We start from the raw sequence: 16,666 nt of genomic DNA, 5'->3' as shown, positions 1-16,666 counted from the left end.
TCTCAATTCTTAGTCTTAATATTCAACTTTTTTAGTTCAGCTAAGGCTTCCGCTACTTCATCCACAGAAGTTGCTGGCTTATTTTGGGAAGTATCAGAAGGCATTTTTGGTTCGACACGCGTCACTTTTTTGGTATAGTTTCGCTTTGTAGGGCGACTAGGTTGATATTTTTCAATTGCATCTAGTGCTGCTTCAGCCGAATTCACATGCATTTTCAACCATGAATTAGCAATTGTTTCCGCTGTATCAACATTGACAGTATCACGATTTCGTTTACCCAACTCGTACCAAACCAACATGTTGACAACCTCTGCTTTGAGGCGCACATCTTTGATCATTTTACTGATGAAATAATATTCATTTCGTGTCACAAATCCGCCACCTTTTTTAAACTTAACATCTTCAATAAAGGCATTAGGCGCTAATGTTTTTGCATCTTGAACTAATTGTAACATTTCTCTGGAACGGTTTTGTTGTACTGGCTGTGAGACCACCGGCTCTGCAACGACGGTTGTACGATTCTGACGCATAACTTGCTGCAAAATCTTTTCGTCAACATCATGCGTATCTAATGAGATTGCCTGGGAGGTGTAGCCAGCCAGCGTCACCTCATCAACACCGTAGATCACGTGCATCGATACTAAGAAATCACGATGTTGTGCCAACTTTTCTATTGTTGTACCTCTCACTAAGCCGGTAAAGTTTTCAAAATTAAAGTCATCTTCTATTTCAATTTTGCCATGACTTGCTTTTACTTCAACTGTTGGTAATGAGGTAGCTGTGTCGTGCTTGAAGACCTGTAAAAACTTGGCGGATATATTATCCCCCTTCACGTTTGGTTGTCCTTGTGTAGCATATCGTTTCTGGAGTGTTAAATAACGTTCTTCCCCAACATATTTAAACAATAGTCCGGCCAATAATTTTTCTTTGAAAAAACTGTCAACGTCAAGCGGAGCAAATAATTGATACGTATAAATTTCTCCCAAAGCATCTTCCGTATAAAGTGTCGTCAATAGGCCAACCGCTTCTAAACGACGACGAACCTTAACAAAATCGGGTAAACTGACATTCAGACTATCTAAAATAAAATTATGATCTTCACGTGCATCTAGTTGTGTATTGTAGGGTAATTCTCTTACCAACATATGGTACAATGCATATCCAGTTGCACCAATAAACGGCGTGTATAAATCAAAAGCACGATCTAAATCAGTCAATGTGATTGGTGTGTTTGACTGCACAAAAACACCAGCCTTAGCGTGAAACTCAATTGTGCCATCATTTTGCATCATGCGTTGACGCGATCTCCTTTATTTTTTTGATTAAAACTGCAACTTGTTCCTGTAGCTCTTCGATACGGCCATTATTGTCTATAACATAATCAGCTCTCGCAATTTTCTGCGTCATTGGTAACTGTGCCTTTACACGATTACGTGCCTCCATATTACTAAGTTGATCACGATTTTCCAAACGAGATAATTGGATTTCTTCGCTAGCAGTAACAACAATTATTTTGTCTACTAACTTATTTTTATCATAGTCTCGTTCAAATAACAATGGCACATCCAGGACTAATATTGGCACATTTTGTAAACGCCAAAAATTAATTTTATCTGCCATAGCACTGCTAATGGCTGGTTGCATAATATCATTTAATTTTTTTAATTGGGCACCATCTTCAAAGACAATTTGACCAAGCTTACGTCGATCTAATACGCCATTGTCAATTATCCCTGGACCAAACGCTAATTTAATTTTCTCAAGCGTTGGCGTTCCTGGCTCAACAACTTCACGAGCCACTATATCTGCGTCAACAATTGGAAAACCTGCTTGGCGCAACAAAGCGCTAACTGTTGATTTCCCTGTAGCAATTCCACCTGTTAAACCAACTGTCAACATTTACTGTTCCTCGCTTACTTCATTATTTAGCTTAAATAACCGACGTGAATAAGCTACCTTAGTAGCATTCAAATAAGGAATAACATAAATGTAAGCCAAACCAGCTGTCAATATTCCTAATAAATGCCAACCAATAAAACTCAAGTCTAATAAAAATAATTCCCACTTACGGCCATTCATTATTTTTCGGCTACGTGTAATATAATCTGTCAATGCATTGGCTTGTTTTCCAGCATCCAAATCTAGTTTATAACTAAAATACGTTTGAGCGTAGGAATAATGCTTAATCAATCCGGGAATTGTAAACAGCATCGTCCAAAGGAAAGTCAACATGGACTGCACGACGGCTAATAGCAGACTTTGCGCAAATTTACCATTATTAAATATTTGAAAAGTTTGAATGAATCTTGGATTCTTTTTAGGATTATTAAACCAATCAATAATTGTCCAAGAAACAGACCACATAAATGTTAGCCCAGCTGCATCTTGCAATACTGAAACAATTACTTCGCTCGGATTCAGACCCAGAGATGTTGTTGTTGAAGAAACATCAGCGCTAGACATTAGATTGGCGTCTTTGATCATCGCATACACTGTGAAAGTCATCATTGATAAGGTCGTCACTGTCACAATAATCGCGATAATATTAATTTTGATAGCTGTTCCTAGTCGACCCTTCATCAATTTCTTTGCGTCGCGTTTGACGTCAATAATACTTATTGGTTCTTGATTCATATTAATCCTTCTCCACTTGACAAAATGGACAAAATGTCGTGCCACGTTGACCAACTTTTATTTTAACCATTGGCGTATTGCAACGTAAACATGGTTCGCCAGCATGCCCATAAGCCTGTAATTCATTTTGAAACTTGCCCACCTCACCAAAAACATTACTAAAACTATGCACTGTTGTACCATGATGCTTAATCGCTCGTTTAATTTCTGAAATGATGTTTGCTCTAAGAACACTCAGTTGAACTTCATCTAGTACATTGGCCGGCGTTTTGGGATGAATTTTGCTTTGCCACAGAACCTCATCAGCATAAATATTACCAATACCAGCTATTTGTGTTTGATCCAATAAAAATGTTTTAACAGGCCTTCTAGACTTTGAAAAAATGGCCTTCATATAAGATAAAGTCAGCTGCTCCTCTGTCGGTTCTGGTCCTAATTTGGACAACGAAGGCACTTCTGTGTTTTCAAAACCAGTTGTGGTCAACGCCATGCGCCCAAAGCGTCTCGTGTCATTGTAAAACAAAGCTCGCTTATCAGATAATTCAAAGACAATCTCTGTATGTTTATAAGGGACCGTCTCAAGGGACTCTACTGAATATTGTCCTTCCATTCGTAGGTGCGAAACAATCGTATGATTATTCGCTAAACGTAGTAATAAATATTTGCCACGACGATCAATTTGTTTAAATTCTGTGTTCATGACACCGGTGATGAACTGCTGCCCATCACCAGTAATAACTTTTGGGTAAAGTAACTGTACATCAATAATTTTGCTGCCAATAATTAGTTTTTCAAGCCCACGTCTGACTGTTTCAACTTCTGGTAGTTCTGGCATCTTCCCTCCTGCTGTCTTGTAAAACAAGACTAATTGTTTTATAGCTTGATTTTATAAATTTGCCTTGCATTATTTCTATATTACATTATTTTAACACACAGGCACTAAAGCGCACCCAATCAAATATTGTGTGCGCTTTTAACTTTATATCATATTGTCACGCAAATAACCAAGTATCAAGCTAACCCAATCACTTCGTTTTCCCGTTCTTAGCCCACTTTGGTTTTCCCTTATCTTTAGAACTTTTTGCACGTTTCTTCTTTTTAACTTTTGTAGTAGGCTCAACTATAACTTCTTTTTTTGTTACCAAAGGAGCGGCACTTGAGGACTTTTTGGCTTTAGAGACAGATGAAACATCATTTGTGTTTGTATCTTTTGTGACAGTCTTTTCTTGGGACTGTATACTTTTTTCAAACAAGTTTTCTGCTTTGTCTAGATTAAAGCTATCCCCTAATTCTCTTTTCAGGTCACGAATGTCATGATCGTTACCAAGATTCAATACACGACCTATTTTTCCCATACGTCCTGTTCGTCCCGTCCTGTGGACATAGTTTTTCTTACGTTGTGGCAATTGTGCATTCACTACTAATGGCAGATCTTCAATATCTAATCCTCGCGCCGCAACATCAGTTACTAACAATAAAGTTACTTCACCTTTTTTGAATAAACGCAAAGCGTCTGCACGTTGCACTTGGCGCTTGTCATTACTACCGATGCTCATAACACTCACATGAGCGTGTCGCAAGGTAGCTTGCATATTCACTAAAGCACTGATTGTATTAAAGAATACCAAAGCCTGTTGATTATTTCGGGCTAATTGTATTAATACTTTTTCTTTTGCACGTTGATCCACGTACTGGAATTCATGCTTAATAGATACCGGCGCATCTGTTCCCACAGAAATCGGATGCACTTTTTGTTCAAACGTGTCGCTGACATAGTTTAGATCCACACCAGAAGTTGCTGAAAACAATCCTAATTGAATATGTGAAGGCAACTTATCTGCTAGCTCCTGTAAACTGTCATGACGTTCCTCAGTTAACATTGCATCAGCCTCATCAAAAATAACGGTTGCAATATGATCTAATTTTAGTACGCCACCGTCTACCATTGTCAGCACACGACCCAAAGTGCCAACTACAATGTGCGGCTTGTCTTTCTTGATTTTATCAGCTTGTCGACGGCCATTTGCGCCACCAATTAAACTAGCTACACTTGCACCAACAACATTCCCCCATTCTCGAGCGACCTGTGTTGTTTGCATGGCCAATTCTTGGCTGGGCGCCAGAATCAATACTTGTGTACGTTTCAAGTTCGTGTCAATACGAGATAAAACTGGTAATACAAAAGCTAATGTCTTACCAGTTCCAGTTGGTGCTAAACCAAATATTGAATCGCCATCCGTCAAGCGTTGCCAAACAGCACTTTGTATAGGCGTTGGTGTATCAAAAGAGGCGTTAAATTTTTCTAAAAGTTCAGGTTTCATTTTATTCCTTTATATCTGCAGGAAACTCAATGCCTGCAGACTGACGCAAGTCAAACAATGTCTGGTTCACTTGCTTCGCCAACTGAAACCACTGACTATATTCAGCGTGATTTTTAGTTGGGTCGTTAATAATATTTGCAAAATCCTGACTCTCACGAATCATGGGATTTTCTTCGGGTACATCTCCTAAATGATTATTGTTTCCTTCACCATCATAATAAGTAACCTTTTCAAGCTCTGCAATATTGCTGACACTAATTGTATCCTTTAATCCATAAAACTCGCTTGGTAAATACGAATTTGAAGTTTTACCGAAGATAACAGTTACATTAAAATTGTCGTAAAATAGATTGGCTACACCACTACCATCGGCCCCGTTACGTAATAGTCTAGGTAAATACTGTACGGCATTAGGCGCACCATAAACAGCCAACGCTGCGTAAATTGGATAGACGCCCAAATCATATAACGCGCCAGCACTGAACTCTCTCGTCAGAACATTTGGCTCCTGCCCAGCTAAGTAAGCATCATAACGGGATGAGTACTTTTGATAAACTAGCGTTGCCCCTTGTAACTGATCCATCTTAGCGACTGTTTCCTGAATGGCCTTGAAATTTGGTTGATGAACATGGCGAGCAGCCTCAAATAAACGCACATCTGGATGTGTTGCTAGCAGAGATTCTATTTTTTCAAACTCTGTTGGATTACTAAACGAAGGTTTTTCAACAATCACGTGAACGCCGGACTGAATGGCTACCTTAGCCTGTTCAAAATGCAAAGCGTTCGGTGATGCTATATAAACCACATCAATATTTTGATATAAATCACTTAAAGTAGTAACTACATCAACATTGTCTGTATCAAGGTCTAATGATGCTAAAAATTTTTCACCACTAGCTTGTGAACGTGAATAGACTGTTGTTAAATCATACGCTTTTGTTTTTATTACTGCATCAATGAACATTGCCGTGATCCAGCTTGTACCAATAATACCCAATTTAATCATTTGTACACCTCAAATTGTTTTTGCGTGCCATTAAACACTGTCGTTGGCATTTTAATTGCCTTCAACCCTGATCCAATTGTTTGATCTTCATCATATTGAATAAATAAGTTCTTGCTGTCTGTATTTTTTGTATTGTCTTCAATCAACCAATATTTTGTTTTGGAAATTGTGGACGACAACTTCTTTTGAACATTTGGTGTCGTATAAATAATCATGTCATGATTATAGTGCGAAGCTAGTATTTGGACTAGCGATGCTAAACGTTGCTTGGATGTTGCCGTACTAATCTGATCAGCCGTCACTGAAATTGCAATTGGCAGCTCACCAATATTGTTTCCCACATTGTCAATATAGTATTGTGCTTGTGTCGCTGCTGTGACGCTCGCATCATAAACATGAATGGTCCCAACTTTCAAATGAGCTGATTTAGCGCGGGAAAAACTCGATTTATAACCACCATCCATGACCGAACTACCAGATGTCGTGCGCATATAAACAAAGCTCACACCATTACTTGCTAGATTATTAAAATCAACATAGTTAGATGTTTGGTTAATTGACACACCCTGCACTGAAAAGCCGCTAGGAATTGTATTTGTTTGTGTCACCACTGGTTTCGCAAAAACCCAGACAGTAAATGAACAAACAATACCAGACAGAATCAATAGCCAAGAAGTAAATGTTAGTAATTTTTTAGTTTTATATTGTGAGGCACTTGCAAATACATTTTCCATACTATTATTATACAAGAAAATAGATACTTACGCCTATTAACATGCCTTACGAAAATGATAAATCAATAACAAAAAACTTGCTAACATGGTGCATTAATGGGAAAATTGACAGACAAACTAAATTTACTCATACGGAGAGAAAACATGTCTTTAGAAACAAAACTCAACAAGTACGCTGAACTCATCGTAAAAAAAGGGGTTAATGTCCAACCAGGACAAACAATAATCCTTTACGCAGCAGTTGACGAAGCTTATTTTGCTCGTAAAATTGTTGCCGAAGCTTATAAAGCAGGTGCTCACGAGGTTGTTATGGAATGGTCAGATCAAACGATCGCCAAAGAATTTCTAAATCATACGTCGCTAGACCGTCTGAAGGAAGTACCAAATTATCAGGTAACTAAAGCAAATGAATTAATGGACAAATACGCCTCCCGCATTTCATTAATTTCACAGGATCCTGATGGTTTGGCTGACGTTGATGCAGAAAGATTAGCTACATTGACAAAAGCCAATCAAAAAGCATTATTCCGCGTTCGTGAAGCAACGATGAAAGATGATATCTCATGGCTTGTTGTGGCAGCAGCTGGTCAAGAATGGGCAGAAAAAGTATTCCCAGATTTAAAAGGACAAGATGCAGTGAACCGCTTGTGGGAAGAAATTCTCAAAGATGTGCGTATTGATGATGATAGTGATGCAGTGGATAACTGGGATCTACACATCAACAAACTCAAAAACAAAGCCGATTGGTTAAACGAACAAAATTTCAAAGAACTACATTACAAAAACGCAAAATCTGCTTTCACAATTGGATTAGCTGAAGGTCATGTCTGGGAGGCTGCTTACTCCCAAGATAAAGCCGGCAACATCTTCATTCCAAACATGCCGACTGAGGAAGTCTTTACAGCACCAGATAACCGTAATATCCATGGTCATGTGGCAGCAACGCTTCCACTGTCTTATCAAGGTAATGTCATTGAAAATATTGAATTAGATTTTGAAGACGGTCGCATTGTCAAAGCACAAGCTACTTCTGGATTAGATGTATTAGAAAAAATCATCAATACTGACGAAGGGTCTAAATCACTAGGTGAAGTTTCTCTAGTACCCGACCCTTCACCAATTGCACAAAGTGGTATTTTATTCTACAATACCCTCTTTGATGAAAATGCTTCCGATCATTTGGCCATCGGTGCTGCTTATGCTTCTAATATTTCAGGTGGAAAAACAGAAAAACCGGAGAATTTAGCGAAGCGCGGATGGAATATTTCAGATGAACATGTTGACTTTATGATTGGATCAAATGATATGGACATTGATGGTGTCACTCAAGATGGTGAGGTTGTACCAGTATTCCGTTCAGGTGATTGGGCATAAGTTCCTGCATCCTGCCCAAACTTCGAATAAGTGATACACTAGGTTAGAGGTTTACGTATGTTTAATAATCTATTAGATAATTGGGATGGTGGCCGACCAAGGTCAAAAAGACTTTATGATCTATTTTTCATTATTTTTATCGCAATTATAGGTCATGTTGATTTTTGGTATTTTCATCCCCAAAGTAGTATAAGATTCCGATTTATGATAATCATTACAACCCTAATTGCATTAATTTATTTACTTCAGTTGCCTCGTTTAACAAATAATTCTAGTGTCCCCTATAAATTATTGTCGCTATACTATTTTTGTTATATCGGCTGCACTTTCGTACTCACTAATATCTTTACAAACAATATTCTAGGCCTTACCTTTTGGCCTCAGTTACTTGTATTTGTGGTCTTTGAAAGCATCCTATTAACACGAACTATAGAAAAACCAGTTTAACATATAGAAAAGGAACAGGCTAATGTTGCGCCTGTTCCTTTTTAATTATAAAACTTAGTAATAATGTTATCCTTCAGAACCAATCAATTGTGAACCAAGCTCATAGTTATGTGAATAATCTACCGGAATATCAACAACAACAGGTCCTTGTGTTGAAAATGCCTCGTCTAGCACAGTATCAAGGTCATCTGGTGTTTCAACGTGTAAGCCTTTGGCCCCAAAACTTTCAGCATACTTAACCAAATCAATGTTACCAAACTTAACCCCTGCTGACTGGCCGTTGTATTTCATTTCCTCTTGGAACTTGACCATATCGTAATATGCATTATCATTCCAAACGATGTGGACTGTATTTAATCCTAAACGTACTGCTGTTTCTAATTCCATCGCTGAGAAGAAGAAACCACCATCACCAGATACTGATACCGATTTGGCATTAGGACGAACCATTGCTGCCGCTAAAGCCCAAGGTAACCCTACCCCAAGTGTTTGCATGCCATTAGAGATAAGGTAGTGACGCGCAACATAAGACTTGAAATGACGTGCCATCCAAATATAGTGTGAACCGATGTCTGTTGATACTGTCATGTCATCTGTCACATGGGCTTGAATCGACTTAATAACATCCAACGGATGGTTCAAATTTCCTTGTGCTGGGGTATAAGAAGGTTCGTCAGATGCTCGTAGATCTGCTTTCAATTTTTTTAGCACTTCTTTGCTAGTGGTTGGCAATTCATATCCATTAAGACGTTCTATCAACAAACGTAGGCTCTGTGCTAAGTCCCCGACCAACTGCCGTTGCGGTACAAAATTATTATCAATTTGAACCGGTGTTGTATCCAAAGCGACAATGTTCAGATTGTTTTCTTTGTTCCAGTTACGTGGCTCATATTCAATCGCGTCATAACCCAGTGTAATCACTAAATCAGATTGCTTTAGCAGTTTGTCGCCAGTTTGATTACGGAATAGGCCAATACGGCCGAAAAATGTTTCCGGTTCTAATTCGCGTGAAATTACACCAGCGCCTTGGAAAGTTTCAACGACTGGCAAAGTTGTTTGTTTCAGTAATTGGTGTAGTGCAGTAACGGTAGCATCATCAGATCCACGTGATCCCACAAGCAACACCGGTAATTTTGCAGCCTTAATTTGTTCAGCTAACCAATCAATATCCTTAATAGCGGCTGCGCCTTGCTGTGCAGGGGTAATTTTAGGAAGTGCTTCAATAGTTACTTGTGCATCGTCTACATCTTGTGGCAATGAAACAAAAGTCGCACCTTTTTTAGCGCCATTAGCGGCTGCAAAAGCATTAGCGATAATTTCTGAAATATTATTTGGATCTTGAATTTCTGAAGCGAGGTTTGTGATCGGACTAAACAATGCAACTGAATTTGTTGATTGATGAGTCAAACGATATAAATCATTTCTCGGTACTTGACCACCAATGGCTACAATAGGATCGCTTTCAGCGGTTGCTGTCATTAATCCAGTAGCTAAGTTGCCGACACCAGGACCTGAGGTGGCAATAACAACACCTGTTTTTCCTGTTATACGAGCAAATGCTTGTGCCATAAAAGCTGCATTTTGTTCGTGACGTGCAACAACTAATTTAGGTACTCTTTGACCTTCGGCTGGATGTTCTAATGTTTCGAATAAACGATCAATTTTAGCACCTGGAATTCCAAAAACTAAATCAACACCATGATTGACTAAACTATCGGTAACAATATCTGCACCATATTTTTTATTTGCCATGATTCATTTGCCTCACCTTATCTTAGTATTTTCATCATAGCACTCTTGATTAAATTTGAGTAGCCTTAAAATTGTGAAGATCGCTTATACAACAAGGTATTATTTTCACAAGAACAGATATTGCTCTTTAAAAATTATAAAAAAAGGTTCGTCTTGTTGACAAACCTTTTTGAGAATATTTTATTCACTAAATTCAAATACGAAGTCGGAATTATTGATGCGAACATCGTCACCATCTTTAGCTCCAGCTTCACGAAGTTTATCATCAACGCCCATATGACGTAGTTGACGAGCAAATCGCATAATTGTTGCGTCACGCTGAATATTAGTCATTAAGAATAACTTCTCGATTTCAGCACCGCTAAGCAACCAACGTTCTTCATCCGCAATCCACTCGACTGTGAAATCATGTGTTTCCGGTTTGAACGTGTAGCTCTTTTCAGATGTATCATTTTTGGTCTCTGGTCGATAACTTTCAGGCGCAGGTGCTGTAGCTAACATATCTGCTGTTAAACGCATTAAGTCCTTGACACCATCACGTGTGATTGATGATATTGGTACAATTTCTGGTTGGATGGGTAACCCAGAATCAGTAGCAACTTCTTTCCTAAACTTGGCAAGATTTTCTTCAGAGTCAGGCATGTCCATCTTAGTTGGTACAACAATTTGTGGCCGGTTTAAAATCGTTTCATCATATTGTTGTAGCTCATCTAGTATTTTACGATATTGTGTGTAGGGATCTGTTCCCTCAATACCTGACATGTCAACTAGATGCAGAATAACTTTAGTTCGTTCCACATGACGTAAGAATTGGAACCCTAGCCCGATACCTTGAGAAGCCCCTTCAATTAATCCTGGTAAGTCAGCCATAACAAAATCACGATCGTCGTCTAGACGAACCATACCAATGTTTGGTGATAATGTTGTAAAATGATAAGCCGCTACTTTTGGTTTAGCATTTGAAACAACTGACAGGAGCGTTGATTTACCGGCAGAAGGAAATCCAACTAAACCAACATCAGCCAGTACCTTAAGCTCTAGCTTTAGATTCCTAATTTGGCCAGGTTCACCGTTTTCTGACAATTCTGGCGCTGGGTTTGCTGGCGTAGCAAAATGAATATTTCCACGTCCGCCACGTCCGCCTTTAGCGACCACAAGTTCTTGGCCGTTTTCAAGCATGTCAGCCAATACTTCACCTGTATCAGCGTCGCTAACGGTGGTACCTTGTGGCACCTTAACGACACGGTTATCAGCTGAAGCACCGGTCATCCCTTTCGTGCCACCATTGCCACCTGGTTGAGCTTTAAAATGCCGATTATAACGAAAATCCATTAGTGTGCGCAGGCCTTCATCTACTTTAAAGATGATTGAGCCACCATGACCACCATCACCACCAAAAGGTCCACCCATTGCTACGAATTTTTCATGACGGAATGAAACAATACCGTCACCGCCTTTTCCGGCCTTTACTTCTATTTGTGCTTGATCTACGAATGCCATATCTATATAGAGCGCGAGCAGATATATTCTTTGCTTGTAAACCAAAAAATTAACATTTAACTTAATCGTTTAGCTGACTATCCTGCGGCGCCTTTTCTCCTTTACTGCTCTACAACGAAGAGCTTGCGAATAATTAACACTCTAGTTTAACATATATAAGCCATCTTAGCTATTATCACCTGCCGAGAGCGACAAATGAATCACACGTGCTAATTTTTCATTAATACCAATGTCAACTAAGTCGCTAACACTTGCTGCGGTAATTTTGGGTAACGACCCAAACTCTCGCAAAAGCTTTTGTCTTGTTTTCGGACCAACACCTTGTATCGTGTCTAAACGTGAAGCAAGTGAGTTTTTTGAACGTAACTGACGATGAAAACTAATAGCAAATCGGTGTACCTCTTCTTGTACGCGTTGTATTAAAAAGAAACCCTCTGACTGTTTGTCAAGAGTAACTATCTGATTAGTCACACCATCGATTAGATCAGCCGTCTTATGCTTATCATTTTTAACCATTGCGGCAATTGGTATATTTGTTAACCCAAGCTCATCCTCTAACACTTCTTGCGCCGCATGCAATTGAATTTCGCCGCCATCCATTAAAATTAAATCAGGAAAATCGCCGTCTTCCCTTAATAGACGAGAATATCTGCGACGAATAACCTCTTGCGTTTCTGCCCATTCATTTGCATGATCTGTCGATTTAATTTTATATTTACGGTACTCTGTTTTATTAGGGATCCCATCGTCAAAAACAACCATGGCACTGACAATCTCAACTCCTTGTGTATGAGAGTGATCGAATGCTTCAATTCGATGACCCATAGGTATTTGAAGTGCATCAGTAATTTCCTTCATTGCCCCAGTCGTTTTTCGCTCATTCAATTGCATTAGTCGGAATTTTTCCTCTAACACAATACGAGCATTTTTAGCAGCTAAATCAAGTAACTCCCGTTTTTCACCACGCACAGGAATTCTAACTGGAACCTCTAGAACAGCAGAAAGTGCTTTTGTATCAATACCTTTTGGTACCAGAACTTCGCGTGGCTTTTGAATGTTTTTTTGCGAATAAAATTGCTGAATAAAACTGGAAACTTCTTCATCAGCCTCACCAACAATGGAAAACGTTCGCTTAAATTGACGAATCAAACGGGCTTGCCGTAGAAAGAATACCTCAACGGTCATCCAGCCCTTATCCATATAATAATTGAATAGGTCTCTTGGTGTAGTGTCTTTTGATAGCACACGTTGGCTCTCAACAGTTTCGTCGATATACTTTAACTGATCACGTAAATCTGCAGCCCGTTCGAATTCCAATGACGATGCTGCAACTTGCATTTTTTCAGCTATTTGTTTCTTGACAATCTTTGTATCACCATCAAGAAACTTTTTGATGCGGCTGATCTGATCATTGTATTCTTGAACAGGAACATCACGGAAACAAGCGCCCAGACATTGACCCATATTATAGTACAAGCACGGTCTACCTTGTGGTCCGTTACAGCGGCGCAATGGATAGTTCTTCTCTAGAAACCTTAGCGTTTCTTGGGCAGCATAGACGTTTGGGTATGGTCCAAAATAAAAACCACCGTCTTTTTTTACCTCATTGACTAAAGCCATTTTTGGATTACGTTCTTTTGTAATCTTGATATAAGGATATCCTGTACCATACTTCAAACGAATATTGTAGTATGGTTTATACTTCTTGATCAATTCGTTTTCTAACAAAAAAGCTTCTTTATCAGAATTTGTCACGATGAAATCAAAATCAACTATTTTGGATACTAATTCGGCTGTCTTTCCGTCATGATCTTGCTTAAAGTATGAACGAACACGATTTTTTAGATTTTTTGCCTTACCAACATAAATAATTTTGCCATTCTGGTCTTTCATCTGATATGAACCAGGCTCACTGGGTAATAAAATTAATTTTTGTTCGATATGTTGTGTTGTATTTGCTAACATGTTTTCATTATACCTTGTCTGTCAAGTTTGTCAGCTCCCAAAATCTTAATTAAAAAATACCCCATTTACACGAAAAGTGTTAAAGGGATATTTTATCTAACTAAAAAATGCTATGAATCAACTATTTTTAATTGAGGCAGCCACGAAGTCATGATACAAGCCTTCGGGACGATCTGGCCTTGACAAAAATTCTGGATGATATTGCGCTGCGATAAAGAAATCATTCTTAGGATACTCAATAACTTCCATCAAACGGTTATCAGGGGATGTTGCTGAGAATAACATACCCGCCTTTTCAAATTCTTCACGATATTGTGTATTGAATTCATAACGATGACGATGACGTTGTTCGATTTCTGATTGATTCCCATAAGCCTTGGCTGTCAATGTGCCAGGTAATAGCATTGCTGGATATAATCCCAGACGTAGCGTACCACCTAGGTTTTCGACGTTAGCTTGATCTTTCATCAAATCAATAATTGGCGCTGAAGTATTAGGATTTAATTCTGTCGAATTCGCGTCCTTATAACCTAAAACATGACGAGCAAATTCGATTGATGCTAGTTGCATACCCAAGCAAATGCCTAAGAAAGGAATATTGTTTTCACGCGCATAACGAATGGCTTGAATCTTACCTTCAGTACCACGTTCACCAAATCCACCAGGTACAATCACACCATCAGCACCTGCTAACAATTCAGCAACGTTCTCTGGTGTAACATTTTCTGATTTCACATGATTAATCTTGACATCGGCATCTTGGGCATAACCTGCATGCTTCAAGGCTTCGTTAACAGAGATATAAGCATCAGGCAAATCAGTATATTTACCAACCAAAGTCACGTTAACTGTCTTCTTAGGATGCTTAATTAATTCAACCATCTTTGACCAATCAGACATTTCTGCCTTTGGCGCATCAAGCTTTAACTTATTTAATACAACATCATCCATGCCCTGTGCTTGCAGATTTAACGGAATCTCATAAAGAGTTTCTACATCACGAGATTCAATAACTGCATTTTCATTAACATCGGTAAATGTTGATATCTTTTGCTTCAAATTCTCTTCTAGAGGACGTTGTGTACGCAAGACAATCATGTCAGGTTGAATACCTAACGAACGTAATTGTGCTACAGAATGTTGTGTTGGCTTTGTCTTGGCTTCACCAGCCGCAGCTAAGTAAATAATCAAACTAGTATGAATATAGAAAACATTTTCACTACCCAAATCCGACTTCATTTGGCGTAATGCTTCTACAAATGGCAAACTTTCAATATCACCAACTGTTCCACCAACTTCAACAATCACGACATCGGCATCAGTTGATTCAGCAGCTTTTTGCATTTTTTCTTTAATGGCATTTGTGATATGAGGAATCACTTGTACAGTACCACCATTATAATCACCACGACGTTCCTTTGCCAAAACCTCAGAATAAATACGCCCTGTTGTCACGTTAGAATACATGTTTGTATTAATATCCATGAAACGCTCATAGTGCCCCATATCCAAATCAGTTTCTAAACCATCGCCAGTAACAAATGTTTCCCCGTGTTGATATGGTGACATTGTACCGGGATCAATATTAATGTATGGATCTAATTTTTGAATAGCTAATTTCAATCCACGGTTTTTGAGCAATCGACCTAATGATGCTGCAACTATTCCTTTACCAAGAGATGAAACAACACCACCGGTAACAAAAATATACTTCACTTGTTTATCTGCCATAATGCCTCCTCATAATTCAAACGCGCATTGGCTTAACACGTTTTATTGCGACAACTAGGGGTAAAAATAAAATAGAAAAGCCCCCAAGATCAACTTGGGAGCTTTTAACGTCTGTCCCATTAACGGGAGCCCTAATATATATTACAGAGTTGCTGTAGATTTGTCAAATAAATATTGAAATTATTTTTAACTTTGGGTTGAGGAAAAGGTGCTCAGTCAATATTCCTTACCATTAACATTGAGTTTGGTAATTTCGCCTGAGGATATTGTGATTTTTTCGCCAGCGGATGTCACTAAAATTAATGCACCTTGATCGCTTATTTCAACCGCTTTTCCATGAATTTTTTGACCAGCATATTGAACTACAACTTCGTGTCCCAAGACAATATTGTGCGCCCTATATTCAGGCAAATACTTTCCTGTCTGATATTGATTAATCATGTCAGCAAATTCATCAACCAACTTTGCAATCATCATGTTTCGTGAAAAAACTAAATCCGAAACGATGCCACCAACTTTTTTATCCAACTGATCAGGTAAATTTGTGGGTTGAATTAAATTTAAACCGATACCGACAACCAAAGATGTCAAACTTTGCGACTCTATGTCGAGAACACCTTCTGTTAAAATACCGCCAACTTTCTTATCATTAAAGATTAAGTCATTAACCCATTTAAAGGAGAGTTGATATCCTAAAGATGATGCAATAACATGTCGAACAATTACTGCTGTAGCGGTGGTCAGTAGTCCTGGCTCTAACACCCTATCATTCATCACCGGTAACGCAATGGATAAATACAACCCTGTTTTTTCCGGTGCAACGAAAGAGCGTCTAAAGCGGCCGTATGCGGCATTTTGTTGATCGGCAATGATAACAGTTGGGTGAACTATCTTCCCAGCCGCTAGGGCTTCCTTAGCATATGAATTTGATGAATCTAATTGATCAAATACCTGAATGTCCCAATTAGTGGCAATCAGCGCCTTAATAGCTGGTACGCTCAAAACGCCTGTTTCTTCATAGCGATAGCCTTTTCTATGTTGACTATCGATTTGATGGCCGTCTTCATTTAGTTTCTGAACTGCTTTCCAAATAGCCGCGCGGCTCACACCTAATCGATTAGCTAACGTCTCGCCACTTAAATATTCACCTTCGTGTTTCAGAAAGTATTTTAAAAGCTGATCAGTTGTTTTCATAGTTTTAG

The 16,666-nt window shown here is 38.8% G+C and carries 13 protein-coding genes; 1 reads left to right on the top strand and 12 read right to left on the bottom strand.

Features of this window, described 5'->3' with window-relative positions; genetic code table 11:
• Positions 1–2: 2 nt before the first annotated feature.
• The 7 genes from RHP64_RS02610 to RHP64_RS02580 all read right to left on the bottom strand — a co-directional run bounded on the left by RHP64_RS02610 (position 3) and on the right by RHP64_RS02580 (position 6,695).
• Positions 3–1,292, bottom strand: a complete 1,290-nt coding sequence (locus RHP64_RS02610; RefSeq protein WP_025267845.1) for a DnaD domain protein — start codon at positions 1,290–1,292, stop codon at positions 3–5.
• Positions 1,279–1,899, bottom strand: a complete 621-nt coding sequence (gene coaE / locus RHP64_RS02605) for a dephospho-CoA kinase (RefSeq protein WP_025267844.1) — start codon at positions 1,897–1,899, stop codon at positions 1,279–1,281. Before coaE ends, RHP64_RS02610 begins: the two co-directional genes overlap by 14 nt.
• Positions 1,900–2,634, bottom strand: coding sequence for a DUF975 family protein (locus RHP64_RS02600; protein WP_014324389.1), 735 nt, complete (start codon positions 2,632–2,634; stop codon positions 1,900–1,902).
• Between the two features lies 1 nt (position 2,635).
• Entirely contained in the window at positions 2,636–3,469 is an 834-nt protein-coding gene (mutM, locus tag RHP64_RS02595; protein ID WP_025267843.1) for a bifunctional DNA-formamidopyrimidine glycosylase/DNA-(apurinic or apyrimidinic site) lyase, read from the bottom strand.
• A gap of 190 nt (positions 3,470–3,659) precedes the next feature.
• Positions 3,660–4,955 carry a DEAD/DEAH box helicase gene (locus RHP64_RS02590; RefSeq protein WP_025267842.1) on the bottom strand — a complete coding sequence of 432 codons (1,296 nt, stop codon included), beginning with the start codon at positions 4,953–4,955 and terminating at the stop codon, positions 3,660–3,662.
• Position 4,956: 1 nt separating this feature from the next.
• Positions 4,957–5,961: a Gfo/Idh/MocA family protein gene (locus tag RHP64_RS02585; protein WP_025267841.1), complete on the bottom strand. Its 1,005-nt coding sequence runs from the start codon at positions 5,959–5,961 to the stop codon at positions 4,957–4,959.
• Positions 5,958–6,695, bottom strand: a complete 738-nt coding sequence (locus tag RHP64_RS02580; RefSeq protein WP_025267840.1) for a GH25 family lysozyme — start codon at positions 6,693–6,695, stop codon at positions 5,958–5,960. The genes RHP64_RS02585 and RHP64_RS02580 overlap by 4 nt, the downstream gene beginning before the upstream one ends.
• A 144-nt stretch (positions 6,696–6,839) precedes the next feature.
• Between RHP64_RS02580 and RHP64_RS02575 the strand changes: the two genes are divergently transcribed.
• Entirely contained in the window at positions 6,840–8,069 is a 1,230-nt protein-coding gene (locus RHP64_RS02575) for an aminopeptidase (RefSeq protein WP_011679355.1), read from the top strand.
• A gap of 513 nt (positions 8,070–8,582) precedes the next feature.
• On the opposite strand, the gene alsS is transcribed toward RHP64_RS02575, so the two are convergent.
• The 5 genes from alsS to RHP64_RS02550 all read right to left on the bottom strand — a co-directional run bounded on the left by alsS (position 8,583) and on the right by RHP64_RS02550 (position 16,658).
• Positions 8,583–10,268, bottom strand: coding sequence for an acetolactate synthase AlsS (alsS, locus tag RHP64_RS02570; RefSeq protein ID WP_025267839.1), 1,686 nt, complete (start codon positions 10,266–10,268; stop codon positions 8,583–8,585).
• A 180-nt stretch (positions 10,269–10,448) separates the two neighbouring features.
• Positions 10,449–11,768, bottom strand: a complete 1,320-nt coding sequence (gene obgE / locus RHP64_RS02565; protein WP_011679353.1) for a GTPase ObgE — start codon at positions 11,766–11,768, stop codon at positions 10,449–10,451.
• Positions 11,769–11,933: 165 nt separating this feature from the next.
• Positions 11,934–13,733: an excinuclease ABC subunit UvrC gene (gene uvrC / locus RHP64_RS02560; protein WP_011679352.1), complete on the bottom strand. Its 1,800-nt coding sequence runs from the start codon at positions 13,731–13,733 to the stop codon at positions 11,934–11,936.
• 117 nt (positions 13,734–13,850) lie between these two features.
• On the bottom strand, positions 13,851–15,464 hold the full coding sequence (locus tag RHP64_RS02555; protein ID WP_014324381.1) for a CTP synthase: 1,614 nt from the start codon (positions 15,462–15,464) through the stop codon (positions 13,851–13,853).
• Positions 15,465–15,680: 216 nt separating this feature from the next.
• Positions 15,681–16,658, bottom strand: a complete 978-nt coding sequence (locus tag RHP64_RS02550) for a biotin--[acetyl-CoA-carboxylase] ligase (RefSeq protein ID WP_014324380.1) — start codon at positions 16,656–16,658, stop codon at positions 15,681–15,683.
• Between the last annotated feature and the right edge of the window lie 8 nt (positions 16,659–16,666).

The sequence above is a fragment of the Leuconostoc sp. XM4 genome (genome assembly GCF_055698815.1).
The sequence above is the reverse complement of the archived record's forward strand: the minus strand, read 5'-3'. Positions and strand labels throughout refer to the sequence as shown.

What these genes read in the sequence shown, in the direction of transcription:
- RHP64_RS02610 (WP_025267845.1), bottom strand. Translation starts at nt 1,292, where the DNA reads ATGATGCAAAATGATGGCACAATTGAGTTTCACGCTAAGGCTGGTGTT.
- coaE (WP_025267844.1), bottom strand. Translation starts at nt 1,899, where the DNA reads ATGTTGACAGTTGGTTTAACAGGTGGAATTGCTACAGGGAAATCAACA.
- RHP64_RS02600 (WP_014324389.1), bottom strand. Translation starts at nt 2,634, where the DNA reads ATGAATCAAGAACCAATAAGTATTATTGACGTCAAACGCGACGCAAAG.
- mutM (WP_025267843.1), bottom strand. Translation starts at nt 3,469, where the DNA reads ATGCCAGAACTACCAGAAGTTGAAACAGTCAGACGTGGGCTTGAAAAA.
- RHP64_RS02590 (WP_025267842.1), bottom strand. Translation starts at nt 4,955, where the DNA reads ATGAAACCTGAACTTTTAGAAAAATTTAACGCCTCTTTTGATACACCA.
- RHP64_RS02585 (WP_025267841.1), bottom strand. Translation starts at nt 5,961, where the DNA reads ATGATTAAATTGGGTATTATTGGTACAAGCTGGATCACGGCAATGTTC.
- RHP64_RS02580 (WP_025267840.1), bottom strand. Translation starts at nt 6,695, where the DNA reads ATGGAAAATGTATTTGCAAGTGCCTCACAATATAAAACTAAAAAATTA.
- RHP64_RS02575 (WP_011679355.1), top strand. Translation starts at nt 6,840, where the DNA reads ATGTCTTTAGAAACAAAACTCAACAAGTACGCTGAACTCATCGTAAAA.
- alsS (WP_025267839.1), bottom strand. Translation starts at nt 10,268, where the DNA reads ATGGCAAATAAAAAATATGGTGCAGATATTGTTACCGATAGTTTAGTC.
- obgE (WP_011679353.1), bottom strand. Translation starts at nt 11,768, where the DNA reads ATGGCATTCGTAGATCAAGCACAAATAGAAGTAAAGGCCGGAAAAGGC.
- uvrC (WP_011679352.1), bottom strand. Translation starts at nt 13,733, where the DNA reads ATGTTAGCAAATACAACACAACATATCGAACAAAAATTAATTTTATTA.
- RHP64_RS02555 (WP_014324381.1), bottom strand. Translation starts at nt 15,464, where the DNA reads ATGGCAGATAAACAAGTGAAGTATATTTTTGTTACCGGTGGTGTTGTT.
- RHP64_RS02550 (WP_014324380.1), bottom strand. Translation starts at nt 16,658, where the DNA reads ATGAAAACAACTGATCAGCTTTTAAAATACTTTCTGAAACACGAAGGT.